Raw genomic sequence first — 14090 nt, forward strand, 5'->3', positions numbered from 1 at the left:
ACACCGGCGAGGAACCAAGGAGTTCCACCGCCATCCCCGCCCACTGCGACCCCTGACCAGGGAACACGAACACCGTCCGGCCCACGCCGGCGGCGACCGCACCGGACACCACGCCGGACCACGGCTCGCCCGCCGCAACCGCCTCCAGACCCGCCTCGAACTCCCCCGCCGACCCGCCGACGACCACCGCACGATGCTCGAACACCGACCGGCCCGCCAGACCCGCACCCACCGCGGCCCGGTCCTCACCCGCCAGCGCGACCAGCCGACCCGCCTGCGCACGCACCGCGTCCACCGAACGACCCGACACCACCCACGGCACCACAGACGGCACCACAGACGGCACCGGACCACCGACCATTTCCTCCGCAGCCGGCTCCTCCACCGGAGCCTGCTCCAGGATCAGGTGGGCGTTCGTACCACTGAGCCCGAACGACGACACACCCGCGCGGCGCGGACCGCGCCCCTCGGCCCACGGCCGCTCCTCCGTCAGCAGCTCCACCTTGCCCGCCGACCAGTCGACATGCGTCGACGGCTCGTCCACGTGCAGGGTCCTGGGCAGCACACCGTGCCGCATCGCCAGCACCATCTTGATCACACCGGCCACACCCGCGGCGGCCTGGGTGTGACCGATGTTCGACTTCAGCGAACCCAGCCACAGCGGCCGGTCCCGCTCCTGGCCGTAGGTGGCCAGCACCGCCTGCGCCTCGATCGGATCACCCAGCGACGTTCCCGTACCGTGCGCCTCCACCACGTCCACCTCGGACGGCTTCAGCCCGGCACTGGCCAACGCCTGCCGGATCACCCGCTGCTGCGACGGACCGTTCGGCGCGGACAAGCCGTTGGACGCGCCGTCCTGGTTCACCGCACTGCCCCGGATCACCGCCAGCACCGGATGCCCGTTGCGCCGCGCGTCCGACAGCCGCTCCAGCAGCACCATGCCGACACCCTCGCCGAAACCCGCGCCGTCGGCGGCGTCGGCGAACGCCTTGCAGCGCCCGTCGGTCGCCAGGCCGCGCTGACGGCTGAACTCGGTGAACAGGGCGGGCGTGGACATCACGGTCACGCCGCCGGCGAGGGCGAGCGAGCACTCGCCCGAGCGCAGCGCCTGACTCGCCAGGTGCATCGCCACCAGCGACGACGAGCACGCCGTGTCCACGCTGACCGCGGGACCCTCCAGACCGAAGGTGTACGCGATCCGACCGGACAGGACGCTCGGCGAGGTGCCGGTGCCGAGGAAGCCCTCGATCTCCTCGGGCACCTCGGTGAGACGCGCCGCGTAGTCCTGGTACATCACTCCGGCGAACACACCGGTGGCGCTGCCCTTGAGGTCCTCAGGCCGGATGCCCGCGCGTTCGAACGCCTCCCAGGACGTCTCCAGCAGCAGCCGCTGCTGCGGGTCCATCGCCAGCGCCTCACGCGGCGAGATCCCGAAGAAGCCCGGATCGAAGTCGCCCGCGGCGGTGAGGAAGCCGCCTTCGCGGGCGTACGAGGTACCGCGGCGGGTGCCCTCCGGGTCGTAGAGGCCGTCCAGGTCCCAGCCGCGGTCGCCGGGGAAGGGGGCGATGGCGTCGCCGCCGGCCGCGACCAGGTCCCACAGGTCCTCGGGAGAGCTGATGTCTCCGGGGAAACGGCAGCCGATGGAGACGATCGCGATCGGTTCGTCGACGGTGACCGCCTGGACCGCCGCCGTGGGGGCCGCGTCCCGCCCCTCGCCCAGCTCGGCGAGCAGGTGTTCGGCGAGCGCCAGCGGGGTCGGGTAGTCGAAGACGAGCGTCGCCGGGAGCTTGAGGCCGGTGACCGCGTTGAGCCGGTTCCGCAGCTGCACCGAGGCGAGCGAGTCGAAGCCGAGGTCGCGGAAGGCCCTGCCGCCGTCGATGACGTCGGCGGAGGCGTGGCCGAGGACCGTGGCCACACGGGTACGGACGACCTCGACCACGGCGCCGAGGCGGTCGCCCGCGGGCAGGGTGGCGAGCTGCCCCGCCAGTGAGGTCGTGTCCTCCTGGGTCTCCGCCGCGACGGCCCTGCGGGCCGGACCGCGGACCAGACCGCGCAGCAACGCCGGTACCGGGTCGGACGAGGCACGCAGCGCCCGCAGGTCCAGCCGCATCAGGACGAGCAGCGGGTCCGGCGCGGCCAGCGCGCGGTCGAACAGCTCCAGGCCCTGCTCCATGGTGAGCGGCGGCATGCCGGAGCGCGCGATGCGGCGCAAATCGGCTTCGTCGAGGTGCGCGGTCATCGCGCTGGCCTGCTCCCACAGGGACCAGGCGAGGGACTGGGCGGGCAGGCCCAGGGCTCGCCGGTGCCGGGCCAACGCGTCGAGGAAGGCGTTGGCGGCGGCGTAGTTGGCCTGGCCGGGGCCGCCGAAGACTCCTGCGGCGGAGGAGAAGAGGACGAACGCGGACAGGTCGAGGTCGCGGGTCAGCTCATGCAGGTTGACCGCGGCGTCCGCCTTGGGCCGCAGGACGGCGTCGAGCCGTTCCGGGGTCTGGGAGGTGACGACTCCGTCGTCGAGTGCGCCGGCCGCGTGGATGACGGCGCACAACGGCCGGCGCAGGCTGCCGATCACCGCGGCGAGGGCCTCCCGGTCGGCGGCGTCGCAGGCCACCACGTCGACCTCGGCGCCGAGGCCGGTGAGCTCCGCCTCCAGCTCCGGGGCGTGTCCGGTGCGGCTGAGCAGGACGAGGTGGCGTACGCCGTACCGGGTGACGAGGTGCCGGGCGAGGTGGGAGCCGAGGAGGCCGGTGCCACCGGTGATCAGCACGGTGCCGTCGAGCGCGGGCGGCCGGCCCTCGGACCGGACGCGCTCCAGACGTGGGGCGAGTACCCGGGCCCCGCGTACCGCGAGCTGGTCCTCGCCGGTGACGAGCGGTATCTCGCCGTCGGTGTCCACCAGCACGAAGCGGCCGGGGTGTTCCGACTGGGCGGACCTGACGAGGCCCCAGACGGCGGCGCCCGCCAGATCGGTGACGTCCTCCGCGTCCGCGCAGGCCACCGCTCCGTTCGTGACGAACGCCAGCCGGCCCGGCTGGTCGTCCGCGAGCCACCGCTGCACCTGCGCGAGCGCGTGGTTCAGCACGACCCGGACGTCGCCGCCGGGCCGGATCCGTACGGTCTCGGCCGGCTCGGCGGCGCCGGGCGTGGCGGACACCGGGCTCCAGGCGGGCCGGAACACCGCGTCGGCCCCCGCGACGCGGACCGCGTCGTCGGCGGGCGGGCGCAGCGCCAGCGACTCCACCGAGGCCACGGGGCGGCCGGCGGGGTCGGCGACGTGGACGGAGACGGCGTCCTGCCCGGCGGGGGCGATCCGGACGCGCAGGGCGGAGGCGCCCTGCGCGTGCAGGGACATGCCGGTCCAGGAGAACGGCAGCCGGGCCTCGGCGTCGTCGGCGAGGCCGGTGACGTGCAGCGCCGCGTCGAGCAGCGCGGGGTGCAGGCCGAAGTGCCGGGCCTGGTCGTGCTGGTCGTCGGGGAGCGCAACCTCGGCGAAGAGCTCGTCGTCGCGGCGCCAGGCCGCTCGCAGGCCCTGGAACGCCGGACCGTAGCCGAAGCCGGCCGCGGCGTAGCGGTCGTACATGTCGGCGGTGTCGAGCGGGGTGGCGCCCCGTGGCGGCCAGACGGAGAGGTCGGCGGCGGGGGCGACGGGCGCGGCGGAGAGGATGCCGCTGGCGTGGCGCGTCCACTCGTCGGTGCCGTCGGGGGCCGCGTGCAGGGTCACCGTGCGACGGCCGTCCCGGTCCGAGGCTCCGACGGCGAGCTGGATGACGACGGACCCGCTCTCGGGAAGCACGAGCGGGGACTCCAGCAGGAGTTCCTCGATCCGCTCGCAGCCCACCTGATCACCGGCGCGGCCGGCCAGCTCCAGGAACGCGGTGCCGGGCAGCAGGATCGCGCCGCGCACCGTGTGGTCGGCGAGCCAGGGGTGGGTGCGGACGGAGAGGCGTCCGGTGAGCAGGGCGCCCTCGGCGTCGGCCAGCGCGACGACCGCGCCGAGCAGCGGGTGTTCGGCGGAGCCGAGTCCGGCCGCGGTCACGTCACCCTGGTGGCCGCTGTGGTCCTCCAGCCAGTAGTGGTCCCGCTGGAACGGGTAGGTGGGCAGGTCGATCCTGCGGCCCCCGGGCAGCAGGGCGCCGAGGTCGACGGTCACGCCGGCGACGTGCAGTTCGGCCAGGGACAGCAGGAACCGGTCCAGGCCGCCCGACTCCCGGCGGAGCGTGCCGACCACGGTCCCGCCGACCGTCTCCTCGACCGCGGCGGCGAGCACGGGGTGCGGGCTGACCTCGACGAAGACGTCATGGCCCGCGGCACCGAGCGCCCGGACGGTGGTCTCCAGCTCGACCGTGTGCCGTAGGTTGCGGTACCAGTACTCGGCGTCGAGCGCGGCGGTGTCCAGCAGGCCGCCGGTCACCGTGGAGTAGAAGGGGATCTCGGCGCTGCGCGGGCTCAGTCCCGCGAGGGTGCTGAGCAGTTCCTCGCGGATCTCCTCCACCTGGGCGGAGTGCGAGGCGTAGTCGACGGGGATGCGGCGGACGCGCACGTCGTCCCAGCCGTCGAGCGCGTCGAGCGCGGCCGGGTCGCCGGCGACCACGACGGACGAGGGGCCGTTGACGGCGGCGATGGACAGGCCGGGACCGATCCGGCGCCGGGCCTCCTCCGCGGAGAGAGCGACCGAGGTCATGCCGCCGCGGTTCGCGAGGGCGTTCAGCGCCTTGCTGCGCAGGGCGACGACGCGCGCCCCGTCCTCCAGCGTCAGCGCACCGGCCACCACGGCCGCGGCGATCTCGCCCTGCGAGTGGCCGACGACGGCGTCCGGCCGGACCCCGGCGGACTGCCACAGGGCGGCGAGGGAGACCATCACGGCGAACAGCACCGGCTGGACGACGTCGACCCGGTCGAAGTCGCCGGAGCGCAGCACGTCCTCCAGGGACCAGTCCACGTGCGGGGCGAGTGCCTCGGCGCACTGGGCGATCCGGTCGGCGAACACGGGTGAGGTGTCGAGGAGGTCCACCGCCATGCCCGCCCATTGGGCGCCCTGGCCCGGGAAGACGAAGACCAGGTCGCGGGTGGACCGGGCGGTGCCCCGGACCAGTCCGGGGTGCTCCTCGTCGCGTTCCAGGGCCGCGAGGGCGCCGACGAGGTCGCCGACCGCGACGGCGCGGTGTTCCAGCGCGGCTCGGGTGGTGGCGAGGGAGTGGCCGACATCGAGTGGATCGAGGCCGGTGAGGGCGCGCAACTGCCGCGCCTGGTCGCGCAGTGCCCCGGCGCTGCGGGCGGACAGCGCCCAGGGTACGACGGCCGGGGCGGTCACCGTGGCGGGCGCGGCGTCGGTGCCCGGTTCGGCTCCGGTCTCCTCCGGCTCCTCGGGAGCCGGAGCCTGTTCCAGGATGACGTGGCTGTTGGTGCCGCTGACTCCGAAGGAGGAGACGGCGGCACGGCGGACCCGGTCCACCGCGGGCCAGGGGAGCAGTTCGGTGGCCAGCCGGACCGTTCCGGACTCCCAGTCGACCTGGGGCGTGGGGCGGCCGACGTTCAGGGTGGGCGGCACCTGGCCGTGCTGCATGGCCTGCACCATCTTGATGATCCCGCCGACGCCCGCGGCGGCCTGGGTGTGGCCGATGTTCGACTTCAGCGAGCCCAGCAGCAACGGCTGCTCCGGGCTGTGCGCGCGGCCGTAGGTGGCGAGCAGTGCCTGCGCCTCGATCGGGTCGCCGAGCGGCGTACCGGTGCCGTGCGCCTCGACGACGTCGACGTCGGCGGGGTTCAGCTGGGCGTCGGCGAGCGCCTTGCGGATGACCCGCTGCTGGGCGGGTCCGTTGGGGGCGGTGAGCCGGCTGCTGGCACCGTCCTGGTTGACGGCGGTGCCGCGTACCAGCGCGAGCACCGGGTGTCCGTTGCGCCGGGCGTCCGACAGCCGCTCCAACAGGAGCATGCCCACGCCTTCGCCCCAGCCCGTGCCGTCGGCGTCGGCGGCGAACGACTTGCACCGGCCGTCCCGGGCCAGGCCCCGCTGCCTGCTCATTTCGGTGAACGCGACGGGGGTCGCCATCACCATGGCGCCGCCGGCCAGGGCGAGCGTGCACTCCCCGGCGCGCAGGGACTGGGCCGCCAGGTGCAGCGCGACCAGCGACGACGAACACGCGGTGTCCACGCTGACCGCGGGCCCCTCGAAGCCGAAGACGTACGAGACGCGGCCGGAGGCGACACTGTCGGAGTTGCCTCCGGCCAGGAAGCCCTCGACCTCCTCGGGCACATGGCGCAGGCGGGAGCCGTAGTCCTGGTACTGGATGCCGGCGAAGACGCCGACCTGGGCGCCGCGCTGGGCCTGCGGATCGATGCCGGCCCGCTCGAACGCCTCCCAGGTGGTCTCCAGCAGCAGCCGTTGCTGCGGATCCATCGCGAGCGCCTCGTGCGGCGAGATGCCGAAGAACTGCGGCTCGAAGTCCGCGATCGCGTCGAGGAAGCCGCCCTCGCGGGCGTAGCTGCTGTCCGGCCGGACGCCTTCCGGGTCGTACAGCCGCTCCAGGTCCCAGCCGCGGTCCGAGGGGAACGGTGTGATGGCGTCCGTGCCCGAGGCGACCATGCGCCACAGGTCCTCGGGGTTGTGCACGCCGCCCGGGTAGCGGCAGGCCATGCCCACGATCGCGATGGGCTCGGTGTCCCTGGCCTCGAGCTTGGCCAGCCGCTGACGCGTGCGGTGCAAATCGCTCGTGACCCGCTTCAGGTAGGTGCGGAGCTTGTCGTCGTTCACTGCTGTCCCTGTACCTCGTTGGGCGGTCACGACATGCCCAGTTCGTTGTCGATGAAGTCGAAGATCTCGTCGTCGTCGCCCGAGTCGAAGAGTTGCTCCACGCGGTCGGCGTCGCTTCCCGCGCCCGCCTTGGCCAACAGGTCCCGCAACCGGCCGGTCAGCTCGTCCCGGTAACGCTCGTCGTCCAGGAGGGCGGTGAGCCGCTCCAGCTCGGCGACGCCCGGCAGCAGCCCGTCCGCCGGCTCCGGAACGAGTTCGGCGGCGAGGTGGCCGGCGATGGCCCGGCAGGACGGGTAGTCGAAGAGCAGGGTGGCGGGAAGCCGGAGTCCGGTGGCCGCGCCCAGCCGGTTGCGCAGTTCGACCGCGGTCAGCGAGTCGAAGCCCACCTCGAGCAGGCCCCGGTCGACGTCGACGGAGCCGGCGTCGGTGAATCCCAGCACGGTGGCGGTGTGGTCACGGACCAGGTCGATCAGGGCCCGGTCGCGTTGCGTGTCCGTCATGCCGGCCAGCCGCTGCGCCAGGCCCGCCGCCTCCGCGGCGCCGGTGGTGGCGTCTGCGGCACTGCGCCGTACGGTCGAGCGCACCAGGCCGCGGAGCAGCGCGGGCACCTCGCCCTGCGTCTGGACCGCCTTGGTGTCCAGGCGCAGCGGCAGCAGGACCGGCTGGTCCTCGCCGAGCGCCGTGTCGAACAGCTCCAGGCCCTCCGCGGGCGGGAAGGCGATGATGCCGCCCCGGGCGATGCGCTTGAAGTCGTTCTCGTCGAGGTGGCCGCTCATGCCGGTGTCGTTGGCCCACAGGCCCCAGGCCAGCGAGGCGGCCGGCAGTCCCCGGGCCCTGCGGTGGTGGGACAGGGCGTCCAGGAAGGCGTTGCCCGCGGCGTAGTTGGCCTGCCCCATGCCGCCGAAGACGCCGGCCACGGAGGAGAAGACCACGAAGGCCGACAGGTCCAGGTCCGCGGTGAGCTCCTGGAGGTTGAGGACCGCGTCGACCTTGGGCCGCAGGGCCGCGTCCAGTTGCTCGTCGGTGATGGCTGCCACGATGCCGTCCCGCACCACACCGGCGGTGTGGACGACGGCCGTGACCGGGAACGCGGACGGGACCGTGGCGAGCAGGGCGGCGAGCGCGTCGCGGTCGGCGACGTCACAGGCCGCCACCTCGACGTCGGCGCCCAGCGCCGTGAGCTCCTCCCGCAGCCGTGCGGCGCCTTCGCCGGCGGGGCCGCTGCGGCTGGTCAACAGCAGCCGCCTTACCCCGTGTTCGGTGACCAGGTGCCGGGACACGTGGGCGCCGATCGCGCCCGTGCCGCCGGTCACCAGGACGGTGCCGCCGCGCTCCCACTGCGGCGTGGCGGGAGCGGCGCCCACCGGTACGCGCGCGATGCGGTAGGCGTACGCCCGGCCGTCGCGCACCGCCAGTTGCGGCTCGCCGCCGGCCACGGCGCGCGCGAGTGCCGTGTCGTCGTCGAGGTCGACCAGCACGAAACGGTCCGGGTGCTCGGTCTGCGCGGAGCGGACCAGGCCCCAGACGGCGGCACCGGCGAGGTCGGTCACGTCGTCCTCCGCGGTCAGGGGCACCGCGCCGCTGGTGGTGAAGACGAGCTTGGCGCCCTCCCTGTCCTGGGCGAGCCAGTCGCGGATGTCGGCGAGCGCCTGCCGGGTGGCGCGGCGCACCGCGGCGGCGTCCTGTCCGGGCTCGTAGCCGCGCACCTCGAACGCGGGGGCGCTCCCGGCAGCGGGCAGCGGTACCTCGGTGAACTCCGGGCGGTACAGGGTCTGGTGGATCCGTCCGCCACCGGTCGCGGACCGGGCGGGTGCGGCCGGCCGCAGGGCGAGCGACTCGGCCGTGGCGACCGGTGCGCCCGTGGCGTCGGCGAGGGTGACGGACATCGAGCTGTCGCCGGTGGGCGCCATCCGCAGCCGTACGGCGGCGGCGCCGCCGGCGTGCAGGGTGACGCCGCTCCAGGAGAACGGCAACCAGGCCTGGCCGCTGCCACTCAGCACACCGAAGGCCAGCGAGTGCAGCACGCTGTCCAGGAGAGCCGGGTGGAGTCCGAAGCGGCCGGCCTCGGACCGCACGGACGCGGGCAGGGCTGCCTCGGCGAACACCTCCTCGCCACGGCGCCACACCGCCGTCAGCCCCTGGAAGACCGGACCGTAGGCGAAGCCGCTTTCGGTGAACCGGTCGTACAGGCCGGTGACGTCGATCCGCTCCGCGCCCGGCGGCGGCCACTCGGTGAGCGACGGGGTGGCGGGCACGACGGTCGGCGACAGCACACCGTCCGCGTGCCGGGTCCACGCTTCCTCGGCGGGCGCGTCCTGCGGCCGGGAGAACACCTCCAGCGAGCGGGTCCCGTCCGCCGCCCGCGGGCCGACCCGCATCTGGAGGACCACGGCGCCCTGCGCCGGCAGCACCAGCGGTGCCGCCAGCGACAGTTCGTCGACCCGACCGCAGCCGACCTCGTCGGCCGCCCGGACCGCGAGTTCGAGGAAGGCCGTCGCCGGGAACAGCGCCTCGTCGAAGACCCCGTGGTCGGCCAGCCACGGTGTGCTGTGCAGCGACAGCCTGCTGGTGAACACGTACTGGTCCGACTCGGCCAGTTCGACGGCGGCTCCCAGCAGCGGATGCCCGGGGGCGACCAGACCCGCCGATGTCACGTCGCCGGCGTCGGCGGGGGCGTCCAGCCAGTAGCGCTCGCGCTGGAAGGCGTAGGTGGGCAGCGGTACGCGCCGCATGCCGCGGCCTTCGAGGACCCGCTCCCAGTCGGGGGTGCGCACCTGGGTGTGCAGCCGGCCCAGGGCGGCGGTCACCGAGTGGATCTCGTCGCGGTCCCGGTGCAGCAGCGGGATCAGCTCGGCCGGGCCCTCCAGGCAGTCCTGGGCGAGCGCGGTGAGGGAGCCGTCGGGGCCGATCTCCAGGAACGCGGTCACCCCGGCCTGTTCGAGGGTGCGAACGCCGTCGAGGAACCGCACCGCCTGGCGGACGTGGTCCACCCAGTAGTCCGGTGAGCACAGCTGGTCGGCGTCGGCGAGGGCCCCGGTGACGTTGGAGACGATGGGGATGCGCGGCGGGTGGAACTCGAGTCCCGCCGCGACCTCGCGGAACTCCTTCAGCATGCCGTCCATGTGCGGGGAGTGGAAGGCGTGGCTGACGCGCAGCCGCTTGGTCTTGAAGCCGTCCGCGGCGAGTCGGCCTGCGACGTCCAGCACGGCCTCCTCGTCCCCGGCGATGACGGTGGCCGTCGTGCTGTTGAGGGCGGCCACGGTGACCGTGTCCCCACGGTCGGCGAGGAAGGGCAGGACCACGTCCTCGGGGGCCATCACGGACACCATGGCCCCGTCACCGGGCATGGACTGCATGAGCCGGGCCCGCTGCGCCACCAGGCGGGCGGCGTCCGGGAGCGACAGCACTCCGGCGACGTGCGCTGCCGCCAGCTCGCCGACCGAGTGGCCGAGGAGGTAGTCGGGCAGCACGCCCCAGTGCTCGACGAGCCGGAAGAGCGCGACCTCGACGGCGAAGAGGGCCGGCTGGGTGAAGGCCGTCCGGTGGAGCAGGTCCGCCTCCGCCGAGTCGGCGGCGGAGCCGATGACGGCGTGCAGGGGCTGGTCCAGGAGCGGGTCGAGGGCTGCGCACACGGTGTCGAACGCCCCGGCGAAGACCGGGAACTCGCGGTGCAGCCGCAGCCCCATGCCCAGCCGCTGGCTGCCCTGTCCGGAGAAGAGGAACGCAAGGCGCCGCTCCGCGGGGAGATGGGCGCCGGTCACCGACCGCAGGGCGGCACGGATCGCGTCGCGGTCCTCGCCCGGCACGACGGCCCGGTGTTCGAGGTGCGCGCGGGCGGTGGCCAGGGTGTAGCCGATGTCGGCGACCCGTAGCTCCGGGTGCTCCGCCAGGTGTCCGTCCAGCCGGGCCGCCTGCTCGCGCAGTGCTTCGGCGCTGCGGGCGGACAGCACCAGCGGCACCGGCAGCGGCTCCCGCACGTCGTCGGCGGTCGCCGTGTCGTCGGGGGCCTGTTCCAGGATGGTGTGCGCGTTGGTGCCGCTGACACCGAAGGAGGACACGGCTGCCCGGCGGGGGTGGCCGGTGACGGGCCACGGGGTGTTCTCGGTGACCAGCTCGATGCTGCCCGCGGTCCAGTCGATGAGCGGCGACGGCTCGTCCACGTGGAGGGTGCCGGGCACTGTGCCGTGCTGCATGGCCAGCACCATCTTGATGACGCCCGCGATGCCCGCGGCGGCCTGGGCGTGGCCGATGTTGGACTTGACCGAGCCGAGGAGCAGCGGCTGCGCGCGGTCCTGGCCGTAGGTCGCCAGCAGCGCCTGGGCCTCGATCGGGTCGCCCAGCCTGGTGCCGGTGCCGTGCGCCTCGACCACGTCGAGCTCGGTGGGCGCCAGCCGAGCGCTGGCCAGGGCGTCGCGGATCACCCGCTGCTGCGAGGGACCGTTGGGGGCGGTCAGGCCGTTGGACGCGCCGTCCTGGTTGACCGCGCTGCCCCGCACGACGGCCAGCACCGGGTGCCCGTTGCGCCGGGCGTCCGACAGCCGCTCCAGCAGCACGATGCCGACGCCCTCGGCCCAGGCGGTGCCGTCGGCGGCAGCCGCGAAGGGCTTGCACCGGCCGTTGGCGGCGAGGCCGCGCTGCCGGCTGAACTCGATGAACGACACCGGGGTGGCCATCGCGGCGGCACCGCCGGCCAGCGCCATGGTGCACTCCCCGGCGCGCAGGGACTGCGCGGCGAGGTGGATGGCGACCAGTGAGGACGAGCACGCGGTGTCCACGCTGACGGCCGGCCCCTCCAGGCCGAGGGTGTAGGAGATACGCCCGGAGGCGACGCTGCCCGCGCTACCGATGCCGAGGTAGCCCTCCACTTCCTCCGGCGCGTTGCGCACCCGCAGACCGTAGTCGTGGTAGCTGGAGCCGACGAACACGCCGGCGCGGCTGCCCTTGACCGACTGCGGGTCGATGCCGGCCCGCTCGAACGCCTCCCAGCTGGTTTCGAGCAGCAGCCGCTGCTGGGGGTCGATGGTCGTCGCCTCCCGCGGGGAGATGCCGAAGAAGGCGGGGTCGAAGTCGGCCAGGTCGTGCAGGAAGCCGCCTTCGCGCGCGTAGGTGGTCCCGTGGTGGTCCGGGTCCGGGTCGTACAGGGCGTCCAGGTCCCAGCCGCGGTCCGTGGGGAACGGGGTGATGGCGTCTCCGCCCTCGCTGATCAGCCGCCAGAAGTCCTCCGGGGTGCGGACGCCGCCGGGGAAGCGGCAGGCAAGGGCCACGATGGCGATCTCGTCATCGGTGACCGGGGCGCCGACCGCCGGGACCGCGACGTCCCGGGTCCGCGCCTCCGGCTCGCCGAGTTCCGCCAGCAGGTGGTCGACGACGGCGGAGGGGGTCGGGTGGTCGAAGACGAGGGTGACCGGCAGTCGCAGCCCGGTCGCTCCGGAGAGGCGGTTGCGGAGTTCGACCGCGGTCAGCGAGTCGCAGCCGAGGTCCTTGAAGACGCGGTCGCGGCCGATGGCGTCGGCATCGGGGTAGCCGAGGGCCTCGGCGGCCGTCGTGCGCACCAGTTCCAGCAGCGCGGCCCGGTCCAGCGTCGACGGCTGCTCGGGCCTGGCCGGCCGTTCGGCGAGCGCGGCGACCTCCGGCAGGTCGGCTATGAGGGGGCTGGGTCGCAGGGCGGTGAAGGCGGGGACGAACCGGTCCCACGCGAAGTCGGAGACGATCACGTGCGGTTCGCGTCGGCCGACGGCGTGCCGCAGGGTGGCGACGGCGCGCTCGGGGTCCATGGCGGGCATGCCGTCGCGGATCAGGCGGGCGGCCACGGCCTCGTCGGTCAGGCTCTTGCCGCCCCACAGCCCCCAGGAGACCGAGGTGGCGGGCAGACCCAGGTCGCGGCGGTGCACGGCCAGCGCGTCGAGGTAGGCGTTGGCCGCGGCGTAACTGCCCTGGCCGGTGCCGGCGACGGTGGACGCCAGTGAGGAGAACAGCACGAACGCCGACAGGTCCAGGTCGCGGGTCAGTTCGTGCAACAGCAGGGCGGCGTCGGCCTTCGGCCGGAACACGCCGGCCGCGCGCTCGCCGGTGATGGAGTCGACCACGCCGTCGTCGAGGACGCCCGCGGCGTGCACCACGGCGGTCAGCGGCGTCTCGGCCGGAATGCCGGCCAGGAGCTCCGCGACGGCGTCCCGGTCGGCCACGTCGCAGGCGGCGACGGTGACCCGGACGCCCAGCGCGCCGAGTTCGGCGGCCAGTTCGGCCGCGCCGGGGGTGTCCGGGCCGCGCCGTCCGGTCAGTACCAGGTGTTCGGCGCCGGCCGTGGCCAGCCAGCGGGCCACGTGCCCGCCGAGGGCGCCGAGGCCACCGGTGACCAGGACCGTTCCGGTGGGCTGCCACGGGTCGCCGGTCGCGGGGCCGGACGGCCGCTCGGCGTGCTCGACCCGGCGGCCGTAGACGCCGGACGGGCGGACGGCCACCTGGTCCTCCCCGGTCTCCCCGGTGAGGACCGCCAGAAGCTGTTCCGCGGCCCGGTCGTCGAAGGCGGCGGGCAGGTCGACCAGGCCGGCCCATCGTGCCGGATACTCGACGCCGGCCACACCGCCCAGGCCCCACAGGGCCGCCTGCGCGGGACTGTCCAGGGGATCGCCAGGGCTGACGGACACGGCGCCGCGGGTGGCGGTCCACAGCGGCGCGTCGATGCCCGCGTCCCCCAGGGCCTGGAGCAAGGACACGGTCAGCGGAAGCCCGGCGGGCAGCGCCGATCCGGCCGACCATGGGTGGTCGGCGAGACCCAGCAGGGAGAGCACGCCCGTGGGCTCGCCGCCGGACGATGCCGTGCGCAGCAGTTCGGCGCGGGCGTTGCGGTCGGCGGTCTCCTCCCACGGGACCACGAGGGTGTGGACGCCGTGCCGGCGCAGCGCGTCGAGGTACCCCTCGGCGTCCGTGCCGGCGGGAGTCACTACCAGCCAGTCACCGGCGGCCGGGCGGGTCGGCCCGCCGGTCAGGACGCGCCAGGTGACCCGGTAGTGCCATGCGTCGCCGTCGCCCGCCGTGGGCAGGGCCCGGGGTTCGCCAGGAGTCGGGACGAGCCAGTAGTGCTTCCTCTGGAAGGCGTAGGTGGGCAGGTCGACACGGCGTCCGCCCACGTGCACGGCGGCCCAGTCGACCGCGGCGCCGCGCGCGTGCAGTTCTCCGAGGGAGGTCAGGAAGCGGTCCAGGTCGCCCTCCTCGCGGTGCAGGGTGCCGACAACGGCTCCGCCGTCGCCGGCCTCCAGTGCCTGCTGCGCCCAGATCGTCAGGACGGGGTGGGGGCTGACTTCGACGAACGTGTCGTACCCCGCGGCGACCAACTGCCGGA

Annotated in this window: 2 protein-coding genes; both read right to left on the reverse strand. The window is 74.4% G+C overall.

The genetic code is table 11. The features are described from left to right. Positions 1-6748 (reverse strand): type I polyketide synthase (locus IE273_RS42540; RefSeq protein ID WP_189820468.1); only part of this gene is annotated, 6748 nt, incomplete at its 3' end. Positions 6749-6774: 26 nt separating this feature from the next. Then, the coding region (locus IE273_RS42545) for an SDR family NAD(P)-dependent oxidoreductase (RefSeq protein ID WP_189820469.1) at positions 6775-14090 on the reverse strand (7316 nt) is incomplete at its 5' end.

Origin of the sequence: Streptomyces olivaceoviridis (genome assembly GCF_014650115.1) — a bacterium.
GTDB lineage: Bacteria > Actinomycetota > Actinomycetes > Streptomycetales > Streptomycetaceae > Streptomyces > Streptomyces olivaceoviridis.